Genomic DNA, 26456 nt, shown 5'->3' with positions numbered 1-26456 from the left:
AGCGGGCTCGCTTGCAGCTTATAACTGATGCCGTTTGCTCAGCCATTCAGCCATGGTTGAGTCTTCCAGGGCGTACTCGCCACGATTGGCTTTCCAGACCAACTCCTTCTCCCGCAACACCTCCAGGGCTTTTTGAACGTTTGGCGTGCTGGCGTTCGGCTCAACCTGGGCCAACTCCAGCTTGCTGTTGACGTCCTGGAAGGTTTTTTCCGCAAAAGGCGAGAACGCTTGCTTGCCCAGGGTTCTTTCGCCCATCACCTCAAGCACCGCCTGTTGCAGGGGGGAGAGGTCGTTGTAGGCGCTCTCGTAGTCGCTCCAGATTCCCGCCTGGTGATTGAGCGCCCCAGTCCTCAGCAACTCGCCAAGGTTGCTGGCCTCACCCAGGCCCACGCTCACTTCGGTCAATAGTGTGTTGAGCATTTCCGGGCGTCGGCCGACGAGTTGGAACGCGTAGTCCATATCCTCAAGGTTGAACTGGTTGGTCGCGGCCAGGCGCTGGTTCCACAGGTCCGTCACGAACTCGACATAATCCCGGCTCAGCAGCGGGAACGGCGTGATGTGGGCGCCAAAGAAGGGTTGTTTGCTCTTGAGTACCAGGTTGGCCAGTTTGTCCCGGCTGGACCCGGTGAACACCAGGCGCAGGCCGTCTGCCGTGCTGCCGCCGTTGAGATGATCCCGTGCAGCCTTGAGGGCAAACATCGCGTTCACGCCATTTTCGCTGTTGAGGGCGTGCTGGGCTTCGTCCACGATCAGCACGATCATTTGTCCCGAGACCTGGTGCAGCACGTCCAGGGCGTGGCTAAGCGTCGTGCCGGCGGGCAGTTGAGGCTTGGTGAAATCCCAACTCAGGGTGCGCAGCAGGCTGATCTTGTCGATACCGGCTTTCTTGGCTGCTTTGCTCACGGCGCTTTCGAATTCGCCCAGGGCTTTGCCGATGGCGCCGGAAATCAGCGCGGCGGGGTCGATTTCGCGGTTCATCCAAAGGTCTACGTAAACCGGCAGCCAGCCGCGCGCCTTGCATTCAGGGATGAGGTCGTTGCGCAGGAACGTGCTCTTGCCCGTGCGGCGAGGGGCCGCGAGGAACATGCCGGAGCTGTAATCGGCAAATGACTCGCCCGCCAAATCACGGGCGAGGGCTTCGGCGAGTAGCTTTCGACTGAGGATCGGGCGGATCGGGCTCATGACGTTATCCTGAACTATCGGGTTCGAGATAATCTATACCTTGAAAGATATAATTGCTATACATCAGCGGCTGCGGCTTCCCGCTATAGCGAGTTGGTGCCTTTCTTTGGGCAGGGATAATGTTCGGTAATTGCACCCCTGACCAGCCGGGCCGTGCCGCCTCGCTCTGCCGCAGGGTATTTCTTGCTGTACGCCAGAACCCTATCGACCAAACGCCCTGGCTCCAAGCTTTCCGGCAGGCAAAGGCGGCGGTTTCTGGGGGTGAATTCGTCCAGGTATTCCAGTGTTCTCAGCACGCCCGTGGTGATGCCAAGGCAATAGGCTGACGGGTAGGAAGGTGGTGCATCCGGCGACATTTCCCTGGCTTCGCGACAGGCCGCAAGGTATTCATGGGCCTCGTTGCTGGCCGTTGCCGTCAGGGAAAACACGCAGAGACTCAGTGCTACCAGGATTGAAGTCCGTTTCAACTGCCGTGCTCCGGGATTAAGGGGTCGCGACAGATTAATCCGCCGTTGTTACGGCTTAATGTGGGCAAATCAAGTCCGCTCCCACATTAATAATCGTCGCCTCTTTCCGTCACATCCCGCTCCACCGGCCCCGCATCCGGGTCGTATCCCGCCGGGAACTTGCCCTTCAGCGTCCAGGCAAACGCGATGATCTCGGCGATGGTGCGGTACAACTCTTCCGGGATGCTGTCGCCCAACTCCATGCGCGCCAGTAATTTGACCAGCTCGGCATTTTCGTAAATCGGTACTTCATTTTCCCGGGCCAGCTTCAGGATGGCTTCCGCCAGGGCGTCGTCGCCCTTGGCGGTCAGGGTCGGCGCTTGCTGGCCGTCGTATTTGAGAGCAATGGCCTGGCGCGGCGGGTTGGGGTTTTTCATGCGGTTTCATCCACCCAGCGTTGTTCCAGCCCGGTTTTCGGGCCCCGTGGCGGCGTGCCGAGGTGGCAGTCCAGGTCGCCGACGTTGAGCCCCGACGACACCAGGCGTTCGCGCAGGCTGCCCAGGTGGCTTTCGATCAGGCTGGCCGTGTAGGGCCGGGTCGCCCACAGTTGGCTGGAGAGTTTGCCCTGGCTCAATTGCGCCTGGACCTGCAGCGGGCCCAGCGGCTCCATGTCGAGGGCCATTTCCACGCGCCAGAGCATGTGTTTGGGGTCTTTGCTGTCCTTGCGTTCCGGCTGTTCCTTGTCGGGGGCCGGTTCTTCACGCTGGAACTTGACCTGCAACGGCACGATGTCCTGCAAGGTGCGCATCGGGATCTCCAACTGCCAGGTGGTCAAGAGCTTGCCGTCGGCAGTGGTGCCGGTCTGTTCCAGGCTCGACAGCTGATGGCTTTGCAGGCGCGAAATGGCCCCGGCGGCCAGGCGCAGCAGGTTTTCCAGGTCGCTTTCACCTTCCAGGCGTTGCATCAGCCGATCCGGCAGCGGAAAACCTGCGGGGGCTTGTCGGGCGCCGACCTGGCCGAGGGTACCCAGCGGGCTGCGCACGAAGCTGGGGAGCATCTGCGCCAGGGTGTTGGCCGCCAGGATCGCATTGAGGTTGGTGCTGGCGGGCAGGGCAGGCATCAGGTCGGCGACGAGGCGCAGCAGGGCGCCTTTCATGTCCAGTGGCGGTATCTGTGGGTTTTGTCCTGCCAGCAACTTGGCTTCGAGAAAGGTCCCGCTGTTCTGGATGATTTGGGCCAGTACCTTGGGATTGCTCACCTGGGCCAGGTCGGGCAGGGCTGCCAGCAAACGCGCAGCGGCGGCGCGCAGGTCGACGGAGGTGCTGTCGCTGCTGGTGGCGGGCAGGCTTTGCAGCGCGGTGAACACCACGTCCAGCGAGCCCTGGCGGCTTTGCTGGGTGGAAAGTTGCTGGGCCACGGCCAGTTGGTCCTTGAGACCGCTCAGCGGTACAAAACTCAGGGTTTGCGCACTTTGCACCACGGCGCTGAGCAGGCTGCCGATGCGCAACGGCTGCGGGCTTTCGACGGTCAGGGTCGCGCCGCTGAGGACGTTATTGAGGACTGACACCAGCGAGCGATAAACCACTGGCTGGTTGGTGCCCTGGGGCAGCGCCTGGGTGGTCAGCACCTTGCCTTGCAGCAGGGTGCCCACCGGCAACTGGTTGGTATCGATGCGCGTCAGTGCGGCAACGCTGGAACTCAGCGCCTGCTGCAGGCTGATGGACAAATTGCCCGACGGCGTCTGGCTGACTTCCACCTGGGTACCCAGCGGCAGCGGCTGGCTGCTGCTGGCCTGCACCAGGGTTTGCCGGCCACCTTCCAGGGTCAGCTTGAGCAGCAACTGAAACGCATCACCGCCCTGTTTAAGCGCCAGGACCTCGGCGTTCACGGTTTTTCCAGGGTCGATCAGGCCGGTCTGCGGCTCCAGCAGTTTCAGCAGCTCACCCGTCGCCGGCGCGGGGCCAGGCCCGGCCGGAAGCGCCGGAGGAAGTGTTGGAAGAGTGATCTCACCGGTCATCGTGCGCGCCGTCTCAAGGGAAATTGCCCTCTTTAGAGTAGGGCATCACATGTATAATGCCGCCCGTCTTCAAAGAGAGCGTTAAAAACAACACAACTGATTGATCCAGCTCTCTAAAAACGGTCGCCAAAGCAGTTAATGTGCATCTCTTTAACGGCCGTTCCACCGCCGACTTGAACCGTAAAGGCCCGCGATCTCTTGACCAGCCCTCTTCTAGAAGCCGTAGCGCTCGCCTGTGAACGTGACCTGCGGATGCTGTTCGAACACCTCGAACTGCGTCTGGCGGGCGGCGACATGGTGCAGGTCAGCGGGCCCAACGGCAGCGGCAAGACCAGCCTGTTGCGCCTGCTGGCCGGGCTGATGCAGCCGACGGCGGGCGAAGTGCGGCTCAACGGCAAACCGCTGCACGAGCAGCGCACGGAACTGGCCCGCAACCTGATCTGGATCGGCCACGCCGCCGGGATCAAGGACGTGCTCACCGCCGAAGAAAACCTCAGCTGGCTCAGTGCCCTGCATCATCCAGCAAGCCGTGAGGCCATCTGGCAGGCCCTCGCCGCTGTCGGCCTGAAGGGCTTCGAAGACGTTCCCTGCCACACCCTGTCCGCCGGCCAGCAGCGCCGCGTGGCCCTGGCCCGTTTGTACCTCGACGGTCCGCCGCTGTGGATTCTCGACGAACCCTTCACCGCCCTCGACAAACAAGGCGTCGCCCAGCTGGAAGCACATCTGGCGGCCCACTGCGAGCAGGGCGGCATGGTCGTCCTCACCACCCACCACACGCTGGCGCGCATGCCTGCCGGTTACCGCGACCTCGATCTGGGCCGGTGGTCGGTATGAGTGTATTTGCCTTGTTGGTCGCCCGCGAAGCGCGGTTACTCTGTCGCCGCCCGGCCGAACTGGCCAACCCGCTGGTGTTCTTCGCGATTGTGATCGCGTTGTTCCCGTTGGCGGTCGGCCCCGAGACTAAACTGTTGCAAACCTTGTCTCCGGGACTGGTCTGGGTGGCGGCGCTTTTGTCGGTCCTGCTCTCGCTGGACGGGCTGTTTCGCAGTGATTTTGAAGACGGTTCCCTTGAACAGTGGGTCCTTTCGTCGCACCCCCTGCCACTTCTGGTATTGGCCAAGGTACTGGCACACTGGGCGTTTTCCGGCCTGGCGCTGGTATTGCTCGCGCCGCTGCTGGCGATGATGCTGGGGTTGCCCACCGAGTGCCTGCCGGTGTTGCTCCTTTCCTTGTTGCTTGGCACGCCGGTTCTCAGTCTACTGGGCGCCGTGGGTGCGGCGCTGACGGTGGGTTTGAAGCGCGGCGGCCTGTTGCTGGCCCTGCTGATTTTGCCTTTGTATATCCCGGTGTTGATCCTGGGCAGCGGCGCGTTGCAAGCCGCGCTCCAGGGCATGCCGGCGACCGGTTACCTCCTGTGGCTTGGCAGCCTGGCCGCCCTGGCGGTAACCCTGACACCCTTTGCTATAGCGGCTGGCCTGAAGATCAGCGTCGGCGAATAATGAGGTCTGACCAAGCGTTGTCTTAGTCAGTAAAGACCCTAAGCTCCTCGCATTGACGAGAAGCAACCGTGATGGAAACAGCATGAACTGGACCTGGTTTCACAAGCTCGGCTCGCCCAAATGGTTTTACGGCATCAGTGGCAAACTGCTGCCGTGGTTGAGCATCGCCGCTGTATTGCTGATCGGCATCGGCCTGGTCTGGGGCCTGGCCTTCGCGCCGCCGGACTACCAGCAAGGCAACAGCTTTCGCATCATTTATATCCACGTTCCCGCCGCGATGCTGGCTCAGTCCTGCTATGTGATGCTGGCGGTGTGCGGCATCGTCGGCCTGGTGTGGAAGATGAAACTGGCGGACGTGGCCCTGCAATGCGCCGCGCCCATCGGTGCCTGGATGACTGCGGTGGCGCTGGTCACCGGTGCGATCTGGGGCAAGCCGACCTGGGGTTCGTGGTGGGTCTGGGACGCGCGCCTCACCTCGATGCTGATCCTGCTGTTCCTGTATTTCGGCCTGATCGCCCTGGGCAACGCCATCAGCAACCGTGACAGCGCCGCCAAGGCCTGTGCGGTACTCGCGATTGTCGGCGTGATCAACATCCCGATCATCAAATACTCGGTGGAGTGGTGGAACACCCTGCACCAGGGCGCCACCTTCACCCTCACCGAAAAGCCGGCCATGCCCGTGGAAATGTGGGCGCCGCTGCTGCTGATGGTGCTGGGGTTCTACTGCTTCTTCGGCGCCGTGCTGCTGCTGCGCATGCGCCTTGAAGTGCTCAAGCGTGAAGCCCGCACCAGTTGGGTCAAGGCCGAAGTGCAAAACAGCCTGGGAGCCCGTGGATGAGCTTCAACTCTTTCAGTGATTTTCTCGCCATGGGCCATCACGCCCTTTACGTCTGGACGGCCTATGGCATTTGCCTGGCGGTGCTGGCCCTCAACGTCGCCGCGCCGATCCTGGCCCGCAAGCGTTACCTGCAACAAGAGGCGCGTCGTTTGCGCCGGGAGACCGAAAAGTGAATCCGCTGCGTAGAAAGCGTCTGTTGATCATCCTGGCCATCATGGCCGGTGTCGGCATTGCCGTGACCCTGGCCCTGAGCGCCCTGCGGGAGAACATCAACCTGTTCTACACCCCGACCCAGATCGCCAACGGCGAAGCGCCGCTGGACACACGAATCCGCGCCGGTGGCATGGTCGAGAAGGGCTCGCTGCAACGTTCCGGCGACTCCCTGGACGTCAAATTCATCGTCACCGACTTCAACAAGTCCGTGACCATCACCTACCGCGGCATCCTCCCGGACCTGTTCCGCGAAGGGCAGGGCATCGTCGCCCTCGGCAAGCTCAACGCCGACGGCGTGGTCGTGGCCGACGAAGTGCTGGCCAAACACGATGAAAAATACATGCCGCCGGAAGTCACCAAGGCCCTCAAAGACAGCGGCCAATCCGCCCCGACCCCCGCCAAGGAGGGCTAAGTCATGACGTCCGCATTGTTTATTCCGGAGTTGGGCCAGTTGGCGATGATCCTCGCCCTGTGCTTTGCCATCGTCCAGGCCGTGGTCCCGCTGCTGGGCGCCTGGCGCGGTGATCGCCTGTGGATGAGCCTGGCCCAGCCGGCCGCCTGGGGCCAGTTCGCCTTTCTGGTGTTCGCCTTCGGTTGCCTGACCTACGCCTTCATGACCGACGACTTTTCCGTCGCCTACGTCGCCAATAACTCCAACAGCGCCTTGCCCTGGTACTACAAGTTCAGCGCCGTCTGGGGCGCCCACGAAGGGTCGTTGCTGCTGTGGGCATTGATCCTTGGCGGCTGGACCTTTGCCGTATCGATCTTCTCCCGCCAGTTGCCGCAAGTGATGCTGGCCCGGGTGCTGGCGGTGATGGGCATGATCAGCATCGGTTTCCTGCTGTTCCTGATCATGACCTCCAACCCGTTCACCCGCATCCTGCCGCAGATCCCGGTAGACGGCCACGACCTCAACCCGCTGCTACAAGACATCGGCCTGATCGTGCACCCGCCGATGCTCTACATGGGGTATGTAGGGTTCTCGGTAGCCTTCGCGTTTGCCATCGCCGCGTTGCTCGGTGGGCGTCTTGATGCGGCCTGGGCGCGCTGGTCGCGACCCTGGACCATCGTCGCCTGGGCGTTCCTCGGCATCGGCATCACCCTGGGCTCGTGGTGGGCCTACTACGAACTTGGCTGGGGCGGCTGGTGGTTCTGGGACCCGGTGGAGAACGCCTCCTTCATGCCCTGGCTGGTGGGCACGGCGCTGATTCACTCGCTGGCGGTCACGGAAAAACGTGGCGTGTTCAAGAGCTGGACCGTGTTGCTGGCCATCGCTGCGTTCTCCCTGAGCCTGCTGGGTACGTTCCTGGTGCGTTCCGGCGTGCTGACCTCGGTTCACGCGTTTGCCTCCGACCCGGAGCGCGGCGTGTTCATCCTGATCTTCCTGCTGTTTGTGGTCGGCGGCTCGCTGACGCTGTTTGCGTTGCGCGCCCCCGTGGTCAAGAGCCACGTCGGCTTCAACCTCTGGTCCCGGGAAACCCTGCTGCTGGGCAATAACCTGGTGCTGGTGGTGGCGGCCTCGATGATCCTGCTCGGCACCCTGTACCCGTTGGTGCTGGATGCCCTGAGCGGCGCCAAGCTGTCCGTCGGCCCGCCGTACTTCAACGCACTGTTCATCCCGTTGATGGCATTGTTGATGGTGGTGATGGCGGTCGGCGTGTTGGTGCGCTGGAAAGACACCCCGGTGAAATGGCTGGTGGGCATGCTGACTCCGGTGCTGCTGGGCAGCGCCGCGCTGGCGGTGATCGCCGGGATTGCCTACGGCGACTTCAACTGGGCCGTGCTCGCTACCTTCATGCTCGCCGCCTGGGTATTGCTGGCCGGCGTGCGCGACCTGATCGACAAGACCCGTCACAAAGGCCTGATCAAGGGCCTGCCGACCATGACCCGCAGCTACTGGGGCATGCAGGTCGCGCATATCGGCATCGCCGTGTGCGCCCTGGGCGTGGTGTTGTCCAGCCAGAACAGCGCCGAGCGCGACCTGCGTCTGGCGCCGGGCGAGTCCATGGACCTGGCCGGTTACCACTTCATTTTCGAAGGCGCCAAGCACTTCGAAGGCCCGAACTTCACGTCTGACAAGGGCACCGTGCGCGTCGTGCGCAACGGCAAGGAAGTCGCGGTGCTGCACCCGGAAAAACGTCTGTACACCGTACAAAGCTCGATGATGACCGAAGCCGGGATCGACGCCGGTTTCACCCGTGACCTCTACGTCGCCCTGGGTGAACCGCTGGGCGATGGCGCCTGGGCCGTGCGGGTCCACGTCAAACCGTTTGTGCGCTGGATCTGGTTCGGCGGCCTGCTCACAGGCTTCGGTGGTTTGCTGGCCGCGATGGACCGGCGTTATCGGGTCAAGGTCAAGAGCCGGGTGCGTGAAGCCCTCGGCCTGCAAGGAGCAGCGGTATGAAGCGTTGGTTGATGGTGTTACCGCTGGCGGCGTTCCTGGTGGTGGCGGTGTTTCTGTATCGCGGGCTGTACCTGGACCCGGCCGAGCTGCCCTCGGCGATGATCGGCAAGCCGTTCCCGGCGTTCTCGCTGCCGACCGTACAGGGCGACAAAACCCTGACCCAAGCGGATTTGCAGGGCAAACCGGCGCTGGTCAACGTGTGGGGCACCTGGTGCATTTCCTGCCGTGTCGAGCACCCGGTGCTGAACAAGCTGGCCGAGAACGGCGTGGTGATCTACGGCATCAACTACAAGGACGACAACGCTGCCGCCTTGAAGTGGCTGGCAGAATTCCACAACCCGTACCAGCTGGATATCCGCGACGAAGACGGCAACCTCGGCCTGAACCTCGGCGTGTACGGCGCCCCGGAAACCTTCTTCATCGACGCCAAGGGCGTGATCCGCGACAAGTACGTGGGCGTGATCGACGAAGTGGTGTGGCGCGAGCAACTGGCCGCCAAGTACCAGGCGCTGGTGGATGAGGCCAAGCCATGAAGCGTTGGTTAGCCGCCGCTGTATTGGGCTTGAGCATGGTCGGCGTGGCTCACGCCGCCATCGACACCTACGAATTTGCCAAGGACGGGGACCGCGAGCGTTTTCGCGAACTGACCAAGGAACTGCGCTGCCCCAAGTGCCAGAACCAGGACATCGCCGACTCCAACGCGCCGATTGCTGCTGACCTGCGCAAAGAGATTTTCCGCATGCTCGGCGAGGGCAAGGACAATCAGCAGATCATTGACTTCATGGTCGACCGCTACGGTGACTTCGTGCGCTACAAGCCGGCGCTCACCGGCAAGACCGCGCTGCTGTGGTTCGGCCCCGCCGGGCTGTTGCTCGCTGGCGTGGTGGTGATGGCGGTGATTGTGCGCCGCCGTCGTGTCGCCCCGGCCGATGGCTCGGACTCGCTTTCCGTCGATGAGCGTCAACGCCTCGACCAACTGCTGGACAAAAAAACTGATGATTGATTTCTGGCTCGCAGCCGGTCTGCTGCTTCTGATTGCCTTGAGTTTCCTGTTGATCCCGGTGTTACGCGGCCGTCGTGCCCAGCGTGAAGAGGATCGCACCGCGCTGAACGTGGCGCTGTATCAAGAACGTGTGGCGGAACTGCAAACCCAGCAGTCCGAAGGCGTGCTGGATGCCGCCCAACTGGACAGCGGTCGTGCTGAAGCGGCCCGTGAGCTGTTGGCGGACACCGAAGGGGTGGAAAAGCCTCGGGAGTCGCGCCTCGGCAAACCGCTGCCGTTTCTGGCTGCGTTTCTGGTGCCGGTATTGGGCGTGGCGCTGTACCTGCATTATGGCGCCAGCGACAAGGTCGAACTGACCCGCGAATTCTCCCAACCGCCGGTGTCCATGGAAGACATGACCCGCCGTCTGGAGCGCGCCGCAGCGGCCCAACCGGACTCGCCGGAAGGCCTGTACTTCCTCGGCCGTGCCTACATGGCCCAGGACCGCTCGGCCGACGCAGCGAAAGTCTTCGAACGCACCGTGGCCCTGGCCGGTCGCCAGCCGGAGTTGCTCGGGCAGTGGGCCCAGGCCCAGTACTTTGCCGACAACAAACAGTGGTCGCCCAAGGTCCAGGCCTTGACCGACGAAGCCCTGAAACTCGACCCGAAAGAAGTCACCAGCCTCGGCCTGCTGGGTATCGCGGCCTTTGAAGGCCAGCGGTACCAGGAAGCGATCGACTACTGGAACCGCCTGCTGGCGCAACTGCCGCCGGAAGACAACTCCCGCGCCGCGCTGCAAGGCGGGATCGACCGGGCTGCCGAGAAGCTCAAAGAGAGCGGCGGTACCGTGGCACCCGTGAAGGCGCAAAAGCAGATGCAAGTGCGCGTGGACCTGGCGGCGGACGTGAAGGCCAAGGCCTTGCCGACCGACAGCGTGTTCATCTTCGCCCGCGCCGTCAAAGGCCCGCCGGCGCCGCTGGCAGCCAAGCGCGTGACCGTGGCCGACCTGCCAATCACCGTCGAACTGGGCGATGCCGACGCGATGATGCCGCAGTTGAAACTGTCCAACTTTCCCGAAGTCCAACTGGTTGCGCGCATATCCCGGGCAGGTGTTCCCACCGCTGGCGAGTGGATCGGCCGCAGCCAACCCTTGGCCAGCAGCACTACTGCGTTGCAGCAGCTGACCATCGACAGTCCGGATAAATAATTCGAGGAAATGCCCATGACCGCCATTGCACGTATCACCCTGCTCAGCCTGGTATTGGGGCTGAGTGCTTGTGCGGTCCATCGGCCACCGTCGCCTACCGGGCCGACCATCCCGCCCACCGGGCCGTCGACCCAGCCGAGCACACAGCCAGGCACCCAGCCCTCGGGCCCGGTGATCAAACCGTCGAAGCCGGTGCCGAGCTCTTCGCCGACCTTCGCACCGCCGCCAGGTGCTGCCAGCCACTGGGACGGGAAGATGCAGGTGTACGTGCTGGACGAGCAGCCGGATACGTTCTATCGCCAGCGCACGTACTACCGCTGGAGCAACGGCTGGAGCCGGTCCATCAGCCCGAACGGGCCTTGGGAAGAGACCGACGTCCATGGCGTGCCGCCGGGGTTGAGCAAGCAGTACGCGCAATAAGAAAAGGCGACCTTCGGGTCGCCTTTTTCATGGGCATGAAATGCAATCAACTGTGGGAGCTGGCTTGCCTGCGATAGCGGTGTATCAGGTTATGAAGTGGTTGCTGACACACCGCCATCGCGGGCAAGCCCGGCTCCCACAGGACCTCTACTGTTGTTGATATTCGGCCTGGCCTGCGCCACTGATCCAATGGATCACCCCCGCAATCACCCCCAGCATCACCCCAAACTCCACAATCCCCATCCAGCCCAACCGCGCCATCAACCAGCCGCTGACCGTGGCCCCCACCGCGCCGCCAAAAAACGTCGCCGTCATGTACAAACTATTGATGCGGCCCTGAGCTTTCGGATCCACCGCAAACGCCCGCGTCTGATTCGACACCAACCCCGACTGCACGCCGATATCCAGCACGATCACCCCCAGCACCAGCAAGATAATCGAGGTTTGCGCGCCCGCCAGCAGCAGGAACGCCAAGGTCACAATCCCGATACTCGCCCCAATCACCTTGCGTGAGCCCAACCGGTCGGAAGCCCGTCCACCCAGTGACGCCGCCAGCGCACCCGCCGCACCGATGATCCCGAAACCGCCGGCCCACGCGCTGCCCAGCTGCCACGGCCCGTGGGCCAGCAACGCCGCCAGGTTCACCCAGAACGCATTGAAGCAAGCCCACAACAACGCCTGCACCATCATTGATTGGCGGATCGGGCTGTTGTCGCGCATCAGCGGCCACAGCGAAGCCAGCAGACGAGGGTAGGACAGGTTCGTGCTCGGTACGCCCCGTGGCAGCAACCTGGCAGCGGCGATCCACACCGGGATCATGAAGGCCGCTTCCATCGCGTACACCGCCCGCCAGCCATAAGCCTCACCGACCACGCCGGCGATCGTGCGCCCGAGCAGAATGCCGACCATGATCCCGCTGACCACCGTTCCCACGTTGCGCCCACGTTCATGAGGCTGCGACATCACCGCCGCGAACGGCACCAGTTGCTGCGGCACACAGCTCACAATCCCCAAGCCAAATGACGCCGCGACCAGCGCCCAGATACCCGGTGAAAACGCCGCCGCCAGGGCGAAACAGAACGCCAGCGCGATTTGCCCCAGCACCAGTTTGCGCCGGTCAAAGCGGTCGCCCATCGGCAACAGCAACGCGAGACCGGTGGCAAACCCCAGCAGGGCGGAACCGGCCACCAGGTCGACGGTGGTCACGTCCACGCCGAGGTCCGAGGCAATCAACGGCAAAATCGGCTGGGTACAGTAAATATTGGTGATCACCGCGCCGGCGATCACCGCCATCATGATGATCTTGCCGCGCGGCGGAACCGCAGGCGCTGTGGAAGGTTGGGATGTCATCGGCTGGCCACTCACGGCGCTCTCCTTCAATGCAGGTCTCCGGGGGGCGGAGATGAGTGGCCAACGTTACGCACTCGCGCTTGGCAGGATAATCCCCTAGGATTCGGAATCATCCTTCCAGAATTTGATAGGTTGCCATGAACCGCCTTGAATCCATGTCCATCTTCGTTGCCGTGGTTGATGCGGGCAGCCTGACCGCTGCGGCGCGGCGCCTCGACATGCCGCTGGCCAGCGTCAGCCGCAAGGTGGCCGAACTGGAAAAGCACCTGAAGACCCGCCTGCTGCACCGCACCACGCGCCAGCTGTCGTTGACCGATGCCGGCGCCTCCTACCTCGACGCGTGCCGGCGCATTCTTGAAGACATCGGCGAGGCCGAGCGCGCGGCCACTGGCGAATATTCCCAGCCTCGGGGCGAACTGGTCGTCACTGCACCGGTGGTCTTCGGGCGGCTGCACCTCGTGCCGGTGGTGGCGGAATTCCTGGCGCAGTACCCGGAGATCGACATCAACCTGATCCTCACCGACCGGGTTGTGCACCTGATGGAAGAGCATTGCGATGTGGCGGTACGCATTGGCGAGTTGCCCGACAGCTCGCTGAAGGCTATGCAGGTCGGCACGGTGCGGCGGGTAGTGTGTGCCAGTCCGGCGTACCTGGCCGGTCGCGGTGTACCAGCCGAACCCCAGGACTTGGCGGGACATGACTGCATCACCTTCGAAGTGCTGGCGTCGCAAGGGGCGTGGGGATTTGGCGCGGGTAAAACCGGGCTCTCGGTACCGGTGCATTCGCGGTTGTCGGTGAACACCGCAGAAGCGGCGATTGCGGCGGCGACGTTGGGGGTTGGGGTGATTCGGGTGTTGTCGTATCAGGTGGCGGATGCGCTGCGGGAAGAGGCGTTGGCGGTGGTGCTTGAGGCGTTCGAGTCGGCGCCGCTGCCCATTAGCCTGGTGCACAAAGGGCAGTCGCCGTTGCCGCTGAAGTTGCGCGCGTTTCTGGATTTTGTGATGCCAAGGCTGCGGGCGCGCACCGCCCAATAACACCGACGAATTTGGACCTGATGAAGATCAAAATGTGGGAGCTGGCTTGCTGTGGTGAGGGGGCTTGTCCCCCGTCGGGTTCACTACAGATTGATGGGGCTGCTTCGCAGCCCAGCGCGGGGCAAGCCCGCTCACCACAGCAAGCCCCCTCACCACAGCAAGCCCGCTCCCACATTGGATTTATGTTGCCAGTTGGATTTCGGTTTTGATCAGGCCACCGGGCACTCTCGATCCAGCGCTCTATCCACCAACAACAATCCCAACTCCAGCAGTTGTTGCATCGCCAATACCAGGCTGCGGTCTTTGCCATCAATGTTTTCGGAAAGGTCCAACGCCATTGCATTGGCAGACTGGAGTGTTTCGTAGGCGTTGCTCAGCAGTGCTTCCGTTTCAACGTTGGCTGATACGGTGAACAGACTGAAGTGTTTTTTTTGATTGGTGGACGCTTTGGTTTCGGCGGGTTTCAGGTAGTGATCGATAGCCCGCAGGGCGGCGTCCTGAAGCTTGGTTTTTTCAGACTTGGAGCCAGACGTTTCTGGCGGATTGGGCGTGACTTTGTACATGCAATGACTCTCCATTCAATTGGAGCTCACCACATCTGCGACCAAGCAGGAGGGTGGCGAGTTGTACGCAGGTTGGTCGACCAGGGAATGGAAACCCGGCAGGGCCAGGGCCCTCCCACGCACAGCTCGCCATAAAGCGAACACGATAATGCCGCTTGCGCGGCACTGTGCGCCATTCTAACCCGGGCGACCAAACCCGATCGCTGATGAGCAGCGACTTGGAGAGGCTAGCGGCGAGTTAAGGCTGCTGCAAGCCATAGAGATCGTAGGAAAAATCACCGATCTACCGGGATCTTGATTATTCCTGAAGCGATACTTCGGCAAGACGCGGCTTTAGAAACTCCAGGGCATCTTTAAACACCTGATGCCACTCTTCTGACGGTTCGCTCGCCAGTGGATGCCAGAAGAACTGGAACTTGTGGCCACCATCATCCTCTGCAAAATGTGTCCAGGTATCTGGCAGCTCTTCCGCGACCTGGCATTGGTGAAAGGCCCATGTATGCCCCGTGGACGCTGAGTGCCAAGTGCCCAGGTCACGTATCACCTTGCCGGTTATCCCGGCTTCTTCCTGTAATTCCCGAATCGCAGCTGCGTCTGTACTTTCGCCAGGCTCCACGCTGCCCTTGACCAGTTGAAGGCCTGCCAGTGGGTGTTTGAAGGCGAGGATTTCCAGGGATTGGCGGGTTCGCAGAACGACCGGACATGCCTTGTCTTTTCCCATCACATAGCCCTCTTGCGCATATTGGCGGCCAGCTATTGCACCACAGTCCGGCACATTTCCAATGCCGGGCGAAGACCTTGTGGCGAGGGAGCTTGCTCCCGCTGGACTGCGCAGCAGGCCCAAGTCAGCCACCTCAGTACATCTGACAGACCGTGTCACCCGGGTTTGGGGCCGCTGCGCAGCCCAGCGGGAGCAAGCTCCCTCGCCACTGGTTAGGTATTCAACGTCAGCTCCAACCTTTCATCAAACCTTCATCAAACGGTTTTACTCCGGACATGTGCAAGTCATAGGGCTGACACAGCCCGCGCCTACTGTCGTTTGAACTCAAACGCAGCCACGGACGGCTGTTCAACCAGACAGAGAAGCCCATGACTCCAGCTATCCATGTCGATCATCTGAACAAGACCTTTGCGAAGAAGTCCGCACTGGTCGACCTCGAACTCACCGTGGCCACCGGTGAGATGGTCGCGCTGATTGGCGCTTCCGGCTCCGGCAAGTCCACCTTGCTGCGCCACCTCGCGGGCCTGGCCTGTTGCGACAAGAGCAACGGCGGCAGCGTCAAGGTGCTGGGCCGGGAAGTGCAGGCCAGCGGCCGGTTGAATGGCAAGGTGCGGCGCCTGCGCTCCGACATCGGCTATATCTTCCAGCAGTTCAACCTGGTCAATCGCCTGAGTGTGCTCGACAACGTGCTGCTCGGTTGCCTGGGCCGCATGCCGCGCTGGCGCGGCAACCTCGGTTTGTTCAATGCCGAGGAAAAACAGTTCGCCATGGAATCCCTGGCCTGCGTCGGCCTGGCGGATCTCGCCGGACAACGTGCCTCTACTTTGTCCGGTGGTCAGCAACAACGCGTGGCGATCGCCCGGGCCCTGACCCAGCGCGCCGAAGTAATTCTGGCCGATGAACCCATCGCTTCGCTCGACCCGGAGTCGGCGCGCAAGGTTATGGAGATCCTCGCCGACATCAATGGCCGCGACGGCAAGACCGTGGTGGTCACCCTGCACCAGGTGGATTACGCCATGCGTTATTGCCCCCGAGCCGTGGCGCTCAAGGGCGGCCGGATTCATTTCGACGGCCACGCAAGTGAGCTGAGCAGCCAGTTCCTCAATGATTTGTACGGTGCCGATGTCGACACCAGCCTGATGTTTTCCGACCAGACCCGCACACCCGTCGTCCCCGCACGGTTGGCCCTGGCCCGCGCTTGAAACCCCAATAACGACCCACAGGAATCCTCTCCATGTTGAACCGTATCGGTCATGTGTTTCTGTCCGCAGTCCTGCTAGCCAGCGTGGCCATGGGCAATGCCCAGGCCGCCGACAAGGCGATCAATTTCGGCATCATGTCCACCGAGTCTTCGCAGAACCTCAAGAGCATCTGGCAGCCATTTTTGGATGACATGCACAAGAAGACCGGCCTCACCATCAACGCCACCTTCGCCTCCGACTACGCCGGCCTCATCCAGGGCATGCGCTTCAACAAGGTCGACGTGGCCTGGCTGGGCAACAAGGCGGCGATGGAAGCGGTGGACCGCTCCAACGGCGAAATCTTCGCCCAGACCGCCGCCGCCAACGGTGCCGCCGGTTACTGGAGCGTGCTGATCGTGCGCAAGGACAGCCCGATCAACAACGTCGATGACATGCTCAAGAACGCCAAGAACCTGACCTTCGGCAACGGTGACCCGAACTCCACCTCGGGCTACCTGGTACCCGGCTACTACGTGTTCGCCAAGAACCACGTCGACGCTGCCACCGCCTTCAAACGCACCCTCAACTCCAGCCATGAAGTCAACGCACTGAGCGTGGCCAAAGGGCAGTTGGACGTCGCCACCTTCAACACTGAAAGCTGGGACCGCCTGGAAGTCACCCAGCCGGACAAGGCCGCCATGCTCAAAGTCATCTGGAAATCGCCGCTGATCCCGGCCGATCCGATGGTGTGGAGCAAGGCCCTGAGCGACAGCGAGAAGACGAAGATCCGCGATTTCTTCGCCAACTACGGTGACACCGACGAAGAGAAGGCCGTGCTGAAGAACATGCAACTGGGCAAGTTCCTCAAGTCCAGCGACGACCAGCTGTTGCCGATCCGCCAGCTGGAGCTGTTCAAGCAGCGCACCACCATCAGCGCCGACGACCACCTGGAAGCCGCCGACAAGGCCAAGAAACTCGCCGACATCGACGCCGACCTCGCGAAGCTCCAAGAGCGCATCACCGAACTGGACAAGAAGACCGCAGCCAACGGCTAACCCCCTGTAGGCCCGGGCTTGTGTGGGAGCCGGGCTTGCCCGCGATGCAGGCAACTCGGTCTGACAGTAAAACCGAGTCGATCCTATCGCGGGCAAGCCCGGCTCCCACATAAGCCTTGCCCACACACTTATTGAGAGTGACCCATGACTACCTTGCATGCTGAAGCAGTGGGCAAAAGGACTTGGCCGCAATACCTGGGCTGGGGCCTGTTCCTGGTCCTGCTGGCCTGGGCCTGGCACGGCGCCGAAATGAACCCGCTGGCGCTGTACCGCGACTCCGGAAACATGGCGACCTTCGCCGCCGACTTCTTCCCGCCGGACTTCCACGAATGGCGCTCCTACCTCAAGGAGATGATCGTCACCGTGCAGATCGCCCTCTGGGGCACGGTGCTGGCGATTGTCTGCTCGGTGCCGCTGGGCATTCTGTGCGCTGAGAACATCACGCCCTGGTGGATTCACCAACCGTTGCGCCGGGTGATGGATGCGTTCCGGTCGATCAACGAAATGGTCTTCGCGATGTTGTTTGTGGTCGCGGTCGGCCTCGGTCCTTTTGCCGGTGTCCTGGCCTTGTGGATCAGCACCACGGGCGTCCTCGCCAAGCTGTTTGCCGAAGCCGTCGAAGCCATCGACCCCGGCCCCGTTGAAGGCGTCCGAGCCACCGGCGCCAGTGCCCTGCAAGAGGTGATCTACGGCGTGATCCCGCAAGTGATGCCGCTGTGGGTGTCCTACGCGCTCTACCGTTTCGAGGCCAACGTACGTTCGGCGACGGTGGTGGGGATGGTCGGTGCCGGCGGTATCGGCGTGATCCTGTGGGAGAACATCCGCGCCTTTCAGTTCGTGCAGACCTGCGCGGTGCTGCTGGTGATCATCGTGGTGGTGAGCTGTATCGACGTGCTGTCCCAACGCCTGCGCAAGCAGTTCATCTGACGACGGAGGGGTGCCCCAGGGCGCTTTTTTTAAGCATGCAGTTGTCTAGACAAGATGAGCCGGTGTACCGCGAACTCGCCGATATCCTGCGCCGTGAACTGAGCAGCTATCACGCCGGCGACTTCCTGCCGGGCGAGGTGCAATTGGCCGAACGCTTTGGTGTGAACCGCCACACCCTGCGCCGCGCCATCGACGAGTTGGTGTTCGAAGGCAGCCTGTTGCGCCGCCAGGGCAAGGGCACGCAAGTGCTCGACCGCCCGCTGATTTACCCGATGGGCGCCGAGACCTCCTACAGCCAGTCGTTGTCGGCCCAGGGCGTAGGCGTGGAAGCGCTGTTGCTCAAGCGCCGTTACTGCTTCGCCAGTCGCGACGAGGCGCAACAACTGGGTATCGCCGAGATGGCGCCGATGATCGAGCTGCAAACCCTGCGCAAGCTCGACCACCAGCCGGTCAGCCTGATCCGCCACCGCTACTGCGCCAGCCATGCGCCGCTGCTGGCGGACTACAACGGTGGCTCGCTTCGCCACTACCTGCGTGAACGCGACATGCCGTTGACCCGCACCCAAAGCCTGATCGGCGCGCGGTTGCCCAACCGCGACGAAGCCGCGCTGCTGCTGATGCCCCGGCATTTGCCGGCGCTCACCGTATTTACCCTTTCCCGCGATCGCGACGGCCGCCCGGTGGAGCTGGCGCAGTCCACCAGCCGTTCGGATCGCTTCCAGTACCAAGTGGTGACCTGATGGAGACCCTGATGAACCTGTCCCCGCGTCAACACTGGATCGGCGTGCTCGCCCGCGCCTTTCGCAGTGAATTGCTGCCCCATGAAGACGCTCTGCGCGACGTGGATTACCAACTGATCCGCGCCCCGGAAATCGGCATGACCCTGGTGCGCGGCCGCATGGGCGGCAATGGCGCGCCGTTCAACGTCGGCGAAATGAGCGTGACCCGCTGTGTGGTGCGCCTGGCTGACGGCCGCACCGGCTACAGCTATTTGGCCGGGCGCGACAAGGTCCATGCCGAACTGGCGGCCCTGGCAGATGCGCATTTGCAGGGCGCGCACCCGAGTCTCTGGCTCAGCGATCTGATCCGCTCACTGGCCAACGCGCAGGCCGAACGCCGGGCGCAAAAAGAGGCCGATACCGCCGCCACCAAGGTCGAGTTTTTCACCCTGGTTCGAGGAGAAAACTGATGAATGCCCAACGCTTGCAACCGGCTTTTGTAGACCCGGTGCTGGACGCCCAGCGCGGTTTTCGCGGGGCCCTCAAGGCCCTCGCCGAGCCCGGTTTGATCCAGTCCCTGCCCGCTGCGCCCAGCCTTGAAGGCCTGGCACCGGCCACCTATGCACTGTGCCTGGCGTTGCTGGATACGGACACGCCGCTGTGGCTGGCGCCGAGTTTCGACACGCCGCTGATTCGCGCCAACCTGGCGTTCCATTGCGGCTGCCCGCTGACCACGCGCCGGGAAGAGGCCGCGTTCGCCTTGCTCGGTGAACAGGACCTGCTCGACCTCAGCGGCTTCGACCACGGCAACGATCGCTACCCCGATCAGTCCTGCACGTTGCTGGTTCAGTTGACCGACCTGGAAGCCGGTCGTGCCTTGAACTGGCACGGCCCGGGGATCAAGACCCAGCGTCAGGTCAACCTGCCGGTGCCCCAGGCCTTCTGGCTGGAGCGCCAGCGCCGCGAGACGTTTCCCCGTGGCCTGGACGTGTTGTTCGCCGCCGGCCATCACCTGATCGGCCTGCCCCGCAGTACCCGAATTGCACAGGAGCGTGCCTGATGTACGTAGCCGTCAAGGGTGGCGAACAGGCCATCGACAATGCCCACCGCCTGCTGGCGAAAAAACGCCGGGGCGATACGTCTGTTCCTGAGCTGAGCGTGGAGCAGATCCGCGAGCAACTGCCACTGGCGGTCGCCCGGGTGATGAGCGAGGGCTCGCTGTACGACACCGAACTGGCCGCGCTGGCGATCAAGCAAGCGGCGGGGGATCTGGTGGAAGCGATCTTCCTGCTGCGGGCCTACCGCACCACGTTGCCGCGCTTCAGCCCGAGCCTGCCGATCGATACCGCGCAGATGTCCCTGAGCCGGCGTTTGTCGGCGACGTTCAAGGACGTTCCGGGCGGGCAACTGCTGGGCCCGACCTTCGACTACACCCATCGCCTGCTGGACTTCGCGCTGCTGGCCGAAGGTGAATACCCGGGCCCGCACACCACGCCGGATGCGACCCTGGAAGCATGCCCGAGAGTCCTGGGTTTGCTGGCCAAGGAAGGCCTGATCAAGAACGAATCCGACGACAGCGGCAGCGTCGCCGACATCACCCGCGACCCGCTGGAATACCCGGCCAACCGTGCCCAGCGCCTGCAAGCCCTGGCCCGTGGTGATGAAGGTTTCCTGCTGGCGCTGGGTTACTCCACCCAGCGCGGTTACGGCCGCAACCACCCGTTCGCCGGCGAGATTCGCATCGGTGAGGTCGAGGTGTGGATTGACCCGCAAGAGCTGGGCTTCCCGGTCTGCCTGGGCAGCATCGAAGTCACCGAGTGCGAGATGGTCAACCAGTTCGTCGGTTCGGCCACCGAGCTGGCGCAGTTCACTCGCGGCTACGGTTTGGCGTTCGGGCATGCCGAGCGTAAGGCCATGGGTATGGCCCTGGTGGACCGCTCGCTGCGGGCCAGCGAGTTCAACGAAGAGATCGTCTCGCCGGCCCAGCAGGAAGAATTCGTGTTGTCCCACTGCGACAACGTCGAAGCGGCGGGCTTCGTGTCCCACCTCAAATTGCCTCACTACGTGGACTTCCAGTCCGAGCTGGAACTGATCCGCAAACTGCGCCAACCGGCCGAGGGCACCCGCCATGAATGACCTGACTCAAGCGCCTGCGCGTGACCCGGCGTACAACTTCGCCTACCTCGACGAGCAGACCAAACGCATGATCCGCCGCGCCTTGCTCAAGGCCGTGGCGATCCCCGGTTACCAGGTGCCGTTTGGTGGCCGCGAGATGCCGCTGCCTTACGGCTGGGGCACCGGTGGCATGCAACTGACCGCGGCGATTCTGGGGGCCGATGACGTGCTCAAGGTCATCGACCAGGGCGCCGACGACACCACCAACGCCGTGTCGATCCGCCGCTTTTTTGCGCGCACGGCGGGGGTTGCCACCACCGAAAGCACCCCGGACGCCACGGTGATCCAGACCCGCCACCGCATTCCGGAAACCCCGTTGCAGGCTGACCAGATCATGGTCTACCAGGTGCCGATCCCGGAGCCGCTGCGCTTTATCGAACCGTCGGAAACCGAGACCCGCACCATGCACGCCCTCAATGACTACGGGGTGATGCACGTAAAGCTCTACGAAGACATCGCCACCTTCGGCCATATCGCCACCAGCTACGCCTACCCGGTGATGGTCGACGAGCGCTACGTGATGGACCCATCGCCGATCCCGAAATTCGACAACCCGAAACTCGACATGAGCCCGGCGCTGATGCTGTTCGGTGCCGGTCGCGAAAAGCGCCTGTACGCGGTGCCGCCGTACACCCAGGTCACCAGCCTGGACTTCGAAGACCACCCGTTCGAAGTGCAGAAGTGGGAGCACAACTGCGCCATCTGCGGCAGCCATGAATCGTTCCTCGATGAGCTGATTCTGGACGACGCCGGTACCCAGAGTTTTGTGTGTTCCGACACCTGGTATTGCGCCCAGCGGGTCAAGGAGAACAACCAGTGAGCCAGCCTTTGCTACACGTACGTGACCTGTCTTTGCTCTACGGCCCGGAGAAGGGTTGCCAGGACGTCAGCTTCGATTTGTACCCCGGCGAAGTGCTGGGGATTGTCGGCGAATCCGGTTCGGGCAAATCCACCTTGCTCTCGTTGCTCAGCGGGCGGTTGCCGCCGCAGGCCGGGAACATCGGCTATCGCGGCAAGGACGGCGAATGGCTGGATCTGTACAGCGCCAGCGAAGCTGAACGCCGCACCTTGCTGCGCACTGAATGGGGCTTTGTCGAGCAAAACCCACGGGATGGCTTGCGCATGGGCGTCTCGGCCGGCGCCAACATCGGCGAGCGCCTGATGGCCCAGGGCGTACGCAATTACCAGCAACTGCGCGGTGCCGGTCTCGACTGGCTGGGCCAGGTGGAAATCGACCCGCAGCGCATCGACGACTTGCCCCGGACCTTCTCCGGCGGCATGCAGCAGCGCCTGCAAATCGCCCGCAACCTCGTCTCCAGCCCGCGCCTGGTCTTTATGGACGAACCCACCGGCGGCCTGGATGTGTCGGTGCAAGCGCGCTTGCTCGACCTGTTGCGCGGCCTCGTGCGCGAGCTGGATTTGGCCGTGGTGATCGTGACCCACGACCTCGCCGTGGCGCGTCTGCTGGCCGATCGCCTGATGGTGATGCGCCGTTCGCGGGTGGTGGAATCCGGGCTGACGGACCAGATCCTCGACGATCCGCAGCACCCTTACTCTCAACTGCTGGTGTCTTCGGTATTGCAGCCATGACGAATGCCTTGATCGAGGTCCGTGACCTCTCGAAAACCTTCACCTTGCACCAGCAGAACGGCGTGGTGCTGAACGTGCTGCGCGGGGTGGAATTCAGTGTGAAGGGCGGTGAGTGCCTGGTGCTGCACGGCCAGTCCGGCGCCGGTAAAAGCACGTTGCTGCGTACCCTGTACGGCAACTATCTGCCGGCGGGCGGCAGCATCCGTGTGCAGCATGCCGGTGAGTGGCTGGAGCTGGTCGGTGCAGAGCCCCGGGACATTCTGCAGGTACGCCAGCAGACCCTGGGCTACGTCAGCCAGTTTCTGCGGGTGATCCCGCGTGTGGCTTGCCTGGACGTGGTGATGGAGCCAGCCCTGGCCCGTGGCTGGTCGAAGGCCAATGCCCAGTCACGCGCCGAACACCTGCTGACGCGCCTGAACATCCCCCAGCGGTTGTGGCAGTTGGCGCCCGGCACCTTCTCCGGTGGCGAGCAGCAACGGGTCAACATCGCCCGCGGCTTCATGGTGGCCTGGCCGGTGATGCTGCTGGACGAACCCACCGCATCCCTCGATGACAGCAACCGCCAGGTGGTGCTGGAACTGATGAACGAAGCCAAGGCCGCCGGTGCTGCATTGATCGGCATCTTCCACGACCGCGCCGCCCGTGAAGCGGTCGCCGACCGCCATTTCGACATGACCCCCGCGCCTGTTGCCCAAGAGGAATACGCCCATGCCCGCTGAACAGATCCTCAGTAATGCCCAGCTGGTGACGGCTGAGCGCATGTTCCTTGGCAGCGTGGTGCTGCGTGACGGGCTGATCGTCGACATCGCCGAAGGCCGCAGCCAACTGCCCCAGGCCCAGGACCTGGGCGGTGATTTCCTGCTGCCGGGCCTTGTGGAATTGCACACCGACAACCTGGAAAAACACATGACCCCGCGCCCCGGAGTGGACTGGCCGTCGACCTCGGCGGTGCTCAGCCATGATGCGCAGATCATCGCGGCCGGCATCACCACGGTGTTCGACGCGGTGTCCATCGGCGATGTGAATCCCAAGGGCAACCGCATGAAAAAACTGCCGGCGATGCTCGATGCCATCGCCTCGGCAGAAAGCGCCGGCCTGACCCGCGCCGAACACCACCTGCACCTGCGTTGCGAGCTGTGCCACCCGGACACGTTGAGCGTGTTCCGCGACCTGGTGGAAAACCCGCTGGTGCGCCTGGTGTCGGTGATGGACCATTCGCCGGGCCAGCGCCAGTTCGTGCTCGAATCCAAGTACCGTGAGTACTACATGGGCAAGTACCACCTGAACGACGAGACCATGGACGCATTCATCGTGCTGCAAATGGCCAACTCCAGGGAGTACAGCGACCGTTACCGTGCGGCGATCGTCGAGCATTGCCTGGCGCGCGGGCTGTCGGTGGCCAGTCATGACGACGCGACGTTGGCGCATGTCGAGGAGTCGGCGCGCTACGGCATGACCATCGCGGAGTTCCCCACGACCCTGGAAGCCGCCCGTGGCTGCCAGGCGCTGAACATGAAAGTGCTGATGGGCGCGCCGAACGTGGTGCGTGGCGGGTCCCACTCGGGTAATGTGGCCGCCGCCGGCCTGGCTGCCGAGGGATTGCTGGATATACTTTCCAGTGACTACTACCCGGCCAGCCTGCTGCAGGCGGCGTTCGTGCTGGCCGATCAGCAGGACGGCGGCGATCTTTCCCGGGCGGTGAAGATGATCAGCCTGGCGCCGGCACACGCCGCGGGCCTAAGCGATCGCGGCGAAATCGCCCTGGGCCTGCGGGCCGACCTGGTGCAAGCGAAAAAAAGCCGCGACGGACTGCCAGTGGTTCAACAAGTCTGGCGACAAGCGAAGAGGGTGTTTTGATGGCGGGCAGGTTGATCTATCTCATCGGACCATCGGGTTCGGGCAAGGACAGCCTGCTGGATGCCGCACGACCGCGTTTGGCCGAGCGTGGCTGCCGCATTGTGCGGCGGGTCATCACCCGCTCGGCAGAAGCGGTGGGCGAAGCCGCGCAGGGTGTGAGCCCGGCGCAGTTTGCCGCGATGGAGGCCGAGGGCGCGTTTGCCCTCTGCTGGCACGCCAACGGGTTGTCCTATGGCATCCCCCGGGAGATTGATGAGTGGCTGGCGGCGGGGCACGACGTGCTGGTCAACGGCTCTCGCGGGCATTTGGCGCAGACCCGGCTGCGTTACCCGAACCTGCTGGTGGTGTTGCTGACGGTGGAGCAGGCGGTGTTGCGCCAGCGCTTGTTGGCGCGGGGCCGCGAATCCCTGGACGATATCGATCAGCGGCTGGCGCGCAATGCGCGATTCGCCGAGGGCTTGAGCAGTGCACCGGACGTGTTCCTGCTCGACAACTCCGGCCAGTTGGAACACACGGTCGAGCGCCTGCTTCGCTGCCTCGACGGGCAATCCGCATGCGCCTGACGCTGCTGGGCACCGGCGATGCGCGGCAAGTCCCGGTGTATGGCTGTGAGTGCGCCGCTTGTGGTCTGGCCCGCAGTGACGAGAGCCTGCGGCGACGCCCGTGCAGCGCGTTGATCGAATGCGGCGACCAGCGCTGGTTGATCGACAGCGGGTTGCCCGACCTCACCGAGCGCTTCCCGCCGCGCAGTTTCAACGGGATTTTCCAGACTCACTACCATGCCGATCACGCCCAAGGCCTGCTGCACTTGCGCTGGGGTCAGGGCCTGGTGATTCCGGTCCATGGGCCGGTGGATGCGCAAGGTTTGTCCGACCTGTACAAGCACCCCGGCATCCTGGATTTCAGCCAGCCGTTTGGCGAGTTTGAAACCCGCCGGTTTGGTGAGCTGAGCGTCACCGCGTTGCCGCTGCTGCATTCCAAACCCACATTGGGTTATCTGCTGGAAGGCGAAGGGCGGCGCATTGCCTACCTCACCGACACCGTCGGCCTGCCACCCGCCACCCGCGACTGGCTGCAACGCGAACCGCTGGATGTGCTGGTACTCGACTGCTCCATGCCGCCCCAGCCGCAGGCGCCGCGTAATCACAATGATTTGACGCTGGCGTTGCAGTGCATTGAGGACGTCGGCGCCGAGTTGGGCGTGCTGACTCATGTGGGGCATACGCTGGATGCGTGGTTGATGCAGCATCGGCGCGAGTTGCCGCGCAACGTGACCGTGGGCTGGGATGGCAGGGTGATTTAACCCAACTGTTGAACTCGCCACATTGAGCCTTCATCGTTCTCAAAGCTTTATTCCAAACTGGACTGTCAGTGCTTTTCGCCCCTTTGGCGTAAGCCCAAGCGCACGACTATCCAGGTCCTGGGTGACCCACTGGCGGCTGATAACGCTTTGCAGAAAAGCCGCCCCCAGCGCCCCGGCCAAATGCGGGCGGCGCATGCTCCAGTCCAGGCACGAGCAGGCGAAACGACGCCGCTGGACGCGAAGCGCTTGCACATCAACACCCAATTCGGTCATCGCTTTTTCACCGGCTTGCGTGAGTTGGTAGGTGCCGTCACCCATCAGCCAGCCGGCCTCGATGAAATGGTCATGCAGGCGCACGGCCAACGTCCCGGCCATGTGGTCGTAGCAGGTCCGTGCGAACTGCAAGCGATTGGGCGTGGTTGCAACGAACGCCGTTGCAGTGTTTTGGCTGATCACCATCAGCGCTTCAATCACCTGGGCAACGTGAGGGCCTGCGAGGCTGTAATACCGATGCCGGCCCTGAGTATGCAGCTTCACCAGCCCGTCATCCTTGAGCCTGGCCAAGTGGGCGCTGGCGGTGGAGGCGCTGACCTCGGCGATGACTGCCATTTCGGTGCTGGTGCGCGCATGGCCGTCCATCAGTGCGCAAAGCATTTTGGTCCGTGCAGGTTCCGCAATCGCGCCGGCGACCCGGGAGAGGGCAGAGTCTTCGTGGTGGGCATTCATATTTCGTTCCTGAACGAATCGTTGCCGTGTGCGGTGGCAGATAGTAG

32 protein-coding genes are annotated in these 26456 nt (G+C 63.0%); 24 read left to right on the top strand and 8 right to left on the bottom strand.

The genetic code is table 11. From position 1 onward, the window contains the following. Positions 1-18 precede the first annotated feature (18 nt). The 4 genes from HKK54_RS01205 to fliK form a co-directional block, all read right to left on the bottom strand. On the bottom strand, positions 19-1182 hold the full coding sequence (locus HKK54_RS01205) for a hypothetical protein (RefSeq protein WP_169385952.1): 1164 nt from the start codon (positions 1180-1182) through the stop codon (positions 19-21). Positions 1183-1265: 83 nt separating this feature from the next. Beyond that, positions 1266-1610 carry a Rap1a/Tai family immunity protein gene (locus HKK54_RS01200; RefSeq protein ID WP_169385951.1) on the bottom strand — a complete coding sequence of 115 codons (345 nt, stop codon included), beginning with the start codon at positions 1608-1610 and terminating at the stop codon, positions 1266-1268. Positions 1611-1735: 125 nt separating this feature from the next. After that, positions 1736-2065, bottom strand: coding sequence for an EscU/YscU/HrcU family type III secretion system export apparatus switch protein (locus tag HKK54_RS01195; protein WP_169385950.1), 330 nt, complete (start codon positions 2063-2065; stop codon positions 1736-1738). Beyond that, entirely contained in the window at positions 2062-3645 is a 1584-nt protein-coding gene (gene fliK, locus HKK54_RS01190) for a flagellar hook-length control protein FliK (RefSeq protein WP_169385949.1), read from the bottom strand. Before fliK ends, HKK54_RS01195 begins: the two co-directional genes overlap by 4 nt. A 252-nt stretch (positions 3646-3897) precedes the next feature. On the opposite strand from fliK, the gene ccmA reads away from it, so the two are divergent. The 10 genes from ccmA to HKK54_RS01140 all read left to right on the top strand — a co-directional run bounded on the left by ccmA (position 3898) and on the right by HKK54_RS01140 (position 11208). After that, positions 3898-4479 carry a cytochrome c biogenesis heme-transporting ATPase CcmA gene (ccmA, locus tag HKK54_RS01185; RefSeq protein ID WP_237151040.1) on the top strand — a complete coding sequence of 194 codons (582 nt, stop codon included), beginning with the start codon at positions 3898-3900 and terminating at the stop codon, positions 4477-4479. Beyond that, on the top strand, positions 4476-5144 hold the full coding sequence (ccmB, locus tag HKK54_RS01180) for a heme exporter protein CcmB (protein WP_003210635.1): 669 nt from the start codon (positions 4476-4478) through the stop codon (positions 5142-5144). Before ccmA ends, ccmB begins: the two co-directional genes overlap by 4 nt. A gap of 82 nt (positions 5145-5226) precedes the next feature. After that, positions 5227-5982 carry a heme ABC transporter permease gene (locus HKK54_RS01175; protein WP_003210634.1) on the top strand — a complete coding sequence of 252 codons (756 nt, stop codon included), beginning with the start codon at positions 5227-5229 and terminating at the stop codon, positions 5980-5982. Continuing rightward, positions 5979-6155 (top strand): heme exporter protein CcmD, encoded by a 177-nt coding sequence (gene ccmD, locus HKK54_RS01170; RefSeq protein ID WP_008434788.1) that lies wholly within the window; start codon positions 5979-5981, stop codon positions 6153-6155. The genes HKK54_RS01175 and ccmD overlap by 4 nt, the downstream gene beginning before the upstream one ends. Next, positions 6152-6607: a cytochrome c maturation protein CcmE gene (gene ccmE, locus HKK54_RS01165; protein ID WP_008434786.1), complete on the top strand. Its 456-nt coding sequence runs from the start codon at positions 6152-6154 to the stop codon at positions 6605-6607. The genes ccmD and ccmE overlap by 4 nt, the downstream gene beginning before the upstream one ends. 3 nt (positions 6608-6610) lie before the next feature. Next, entirely contained in the window at positions 6611-8599 is a 1989-nt protein-coding gene (locus HKK54_RS01160) for a heme lyase CcmF/NrfE family subunit (RefSeq protein WP_017477482.1), read from the top strand. Next, the gene (locus HKK54_RS01155) at positions 8596-9132 is read left to right on the top strand and encodes a DsbE family thiol:disulfide interchange protein (RefSeq protein ID WP_010166147.1); all 537 of its coding nucleotides are present in this window, start codon (positions 8596-8598) and stop codon (positions 9130-9132) included. The genes HKK54_RS01160 and HKK54_RS01155 overlap by 4 nt, the downstream gene beginning before the upstream one ends. After that, positions 9129-9602 carry a cytochrome c-type biogenesis protein gene (locus HKK54_RS01150; protein ID WP_010166149.1) on the top strand — a complete coding sequence of 158 codons (474 nt, stop codon included), beginning with the start codon at positions 9129-9131 and terminating at the stop codon, positions 9600-9602. Before HKK54_RS01155 ends, HKK54_RS01150 begins: the two co-directional genes overlap by 4 nt. Next, positions 9595-10788 (top strand): c-type cytochrome biogenesis protein CcmI, encoded by a 1194-nt coding sequence (gene ccmI / locus HKK54_RS01145; RefSeq protein WP_010166152.1) that lies wholly within the window; start codon positions 9595-9597, stop codon positions 10786-10788. Before HKK54_RS01150 ends, ccmI begins: the two co-directional genes overlap by 8 nt. A 15-nt stretch (positions 10789-10803) precedes the next feature. Next, positions 10804-11208 (top strand): hypothetical protein, encoded by a 405-nt coding sequence (locus tag HKK54_RS01140; RefSeq protein WP_003210627.1) that lies wholly within the window; start codon positions 10804-10806, stop codon positions 11206-11208. A gap of 147 nt (positions 11209-11355) precedes the next feature. Here HKK54_RS01140 and HKK54_RS01135 read toward each other — a convergent pair whose 3' ends face one another. Then, on the bottom strand, positions 11356-12558 hold the full coding sequence (locus tag HKK54_RS01135) for an MFS transporter (RefSeq protein WP_169385947.1): 1203 nt from the start codon (positions 12556-12558) through the stop codon (positions 11356-11358). Positions 12559-12695: 137 nt separating this feature from the next. Between HKK54_RS01135 and HKK54_RS01130 the strand changes: the two genes are divergently transcribed. Beyond that, the gene (locus HKK54_RS01130) at positions 12696-13592 is read left to right on the top strand and encodes a LysR family transcriptional regulator (RefSeq protein ID WP_169385946.1); all 897 of its coding nucleotides are present in this window, start codon (positions 12696-12698) and stop codon (positions 13590-13592) included. Between the two features lie 209 nt (positions 13593-13801). Here the strand turns inward: HKK54_RS01130 and HKK54_RS01125 are convergent, their stop codons facing one another. Continuing rightward, on the bottom strand, positions 13802-14155 hold the full coding sequence (locus HKK54_RS01125; protein WP_169385945.1) for a DUF6124 family protein: 354 nt from the start codon (positions 14153-14155) through the stop codon (positions 13802-13804). A gap of 298 nt (positions 14156-14453) precedes the next feature. Then, positions 14454-14876: an NUDIX hydrolase gene (locus HKK54_RS01120; RefSeq protein ID WP_169389229.1), complete on the bottom strand. Its 423-nt coding sequence runs from the start codon at positions 14874-14876 to the stop codon at positions 14454-14456. A gap of 368 nt (positions 14877-15244) precedes the next feature. Between HKK54_RS01120 and phnC the strand changes: the two genes are divergently transcribed. The 13 genes from phnC to phnP all read left to right on the top strand — a co-directional run bounded on the left by phnC (position 15245) and on the right by phnP (position 25683). Next, a complete protein-coding gene (phnC, locus tag HKK54_RS01115) occupies positions 15245-16078 on the top strand; it encodes a phosphonate ABC transporter ATP-binding protein (protein WP_169385944.1) in 834 nt (277 codons plus the stop codon). 32 nt (positions 16079-16110) lie between these two features. Further along, positions 16111-17112, top strand: coding sequence for a phosphonate ABC transporter substrate-binding protein (gene phnD / locus HKK54_RS01110; RefSeq protein ID WP_169385943.1), 1002 nt, complete (start codon positions 16111-16113; stop codon positions 17110-17112). 144 nt (positions 17113-17256) lie between these two features. Then, the gene (gene phnE, locus HKK54_RS01105; RefSeq protein ID WP_010166166.1) at positions 17257-18039 is read left to right on the top strand and encodes a phosphonate ABC transporter, permease protein PhnE; all 783 of its coding nucleotides are present in this window, start codon (positions 17257-17259) and stop codon (positions 18037-18039) included. A gap of 35 nt (positions 18040-18074) precedes the next feature. Beyond that, positions 18075-18779 carry a phosphonate metabolism transcriptional regulator PhnF gene (gene phnF / locus HKK54_RS01100; protein WP_169385942.1) on the top strand — a complete coding sequence of 235 codons (705 nt, stop codon included), beginning with the start codon at positions 18075-18077 and terminating at the stop codon, positions 18777-18779. An 11-nt stretch (positions 18780-18790) separates the two neighbouring features. Next, entirely contained in the window at positions 18791-19228 is a 438-nt protein-coding gene (phnG, locus tag HKK54_RS01095) for a phosphonate C-P lyase system protein PhnG (RefSeq protein ID WP_032881727.1), read from the top strand. Then, entirely contained in the window at positions 19228-19818 is a 591-nt protein-coding gene (gene phnH / locus HKK54_RS01090; RefSeq protein WP_169385941.1) for a phosphonate C-P lyase system protein PhnH, read from the top strand. The genes phnG and phnH overlap by 1 nt, the downstream gene beginning before the upstream one ends. Further along, on the top strand, positions 19818-20894 hold the full coding sequence (locus HKK54_RS01085; RefSeq protein ID WP_169385940.1) for a carbon-phosphorus lyase complex subunit PhnI: 1077 nt from the start codon (positions 19818-19820) through the stop codon (positions 20892-20894). Before phnH ends, HKK54_RS01085 begins: the two co-directional genes overlap by 1 nt. Then, positions 20887-21753 (top strand): alpha-D-ribose 1-methylphosphonate 5-phosphate C-P-lyase PhnJ, encoded by an 867-nt coding sequence (locus tag HKK54_RS01080; RefSeq protein ID WP_169385939.1) that lies wholly within the window; start codon positions 20887-20889, stop codon positions 21751-21753. The genes HKK54_RS01085 and HKK54_RS01080 overlap by 8 nt, the downstream gene beginning before the upstream one ends. Further along, a complete protein-coding gene (gene phnK, locus HKK54_RS01075; RefSeq protein WP_085989900.1) occupies positions 21714-22523 on the top strand; it encodes a phosphonate C-P lyase system protein PhnK in 810 nt (269 codons plus the stop codon). The genes HKK54_RS01080 and phnK overlap by 40 nt, the downstream gene beginning before the upstream one ends. Continuing rightward, entirely contained in the window at positions 22520-23242 is a 723-nt protein-coding gene (gene phnL / locus HKK54_RS01070) for a phosphonate C-P lyase system protein PhnL (protein ID WP_169385938.1), read from the top strand. The genes phnK and phnL overlap by 4 nt, the downstream gene beginning before the upstream one ends. After that, complete coding sequence (locus HKK54_RS01065; RefSeq protein ID WP_169385937.1) at positions 23232-24380, top strand: alpha-D-ribose 1-methylphosphonate 5-triphosphate diphosphatase; 1149 nt, start codon at positions 23232-23234, stop codon at positions 24378-24380. The genes phnL and HKK54_RS01065 overlap by 11 nt, the downstream gene beginning before the upstream one ends. Beyond that, complete coding sequence (gene phnN, locus HKK54_RS01060) at positions 24380-24943, top strand: phosphonate metabolism protein/1,5-bisphosphokinase (PRPP-forming) PhnN (RefSeq protein ID WP_169385936.1); 564 nt, start codon at positions 24380-24382, stop codon at positions 24941-24943. Before HKK54_RS01065 ends, phnN begins: the two co-directional genes overlap by 1 nt. Beyond that, positions 24934-25683, top strand: a complete 750-nt coding sequence (gene phnP, locus HKK54_RS01055) for a phosphonate metabolism protein PhnP (RefSeq protein ID WP_169385935.1) — start codon at positions 24934-24936, stop codon at positions 25681-25683. The genes phnN and phnP overlap by 10 nt, the downstream gene beginning before the upstream one ends. A 39-nt stretch (positions 25684-25722) precedes the next feature. Here phnP and HKK54_RS01050 read toward each other — a convergent pair whose 3' ends face one another. Then, positions 25723-26409, bottom strand: a complete 687-nt coding sequence (locus tag HKK54_RS01050) for an ArsR/SmtB family transcription factor (RefSeq protein ID WP_169385934.1) — start codon at positions 26407-26409, stop codon at positions 25723-25725. Positions 26410-26456: the final 47 nt, after the last annotated feature.

The organism is Pseudomonas sp. ADAK13 (assembly GCF_012935715.1).
Taxonomy (GTDB): Bacteria; Pseudomonadota; Gammaproteobacteria; order Pseudomonadales; family Pseudomonadaceae; genus Aquipseudomonas.
The sequence above is the reverse complement of the archived record's forward strand: the minus strand, read 5'-3'. Positions and strand labels throughout refer to the sequence as shown.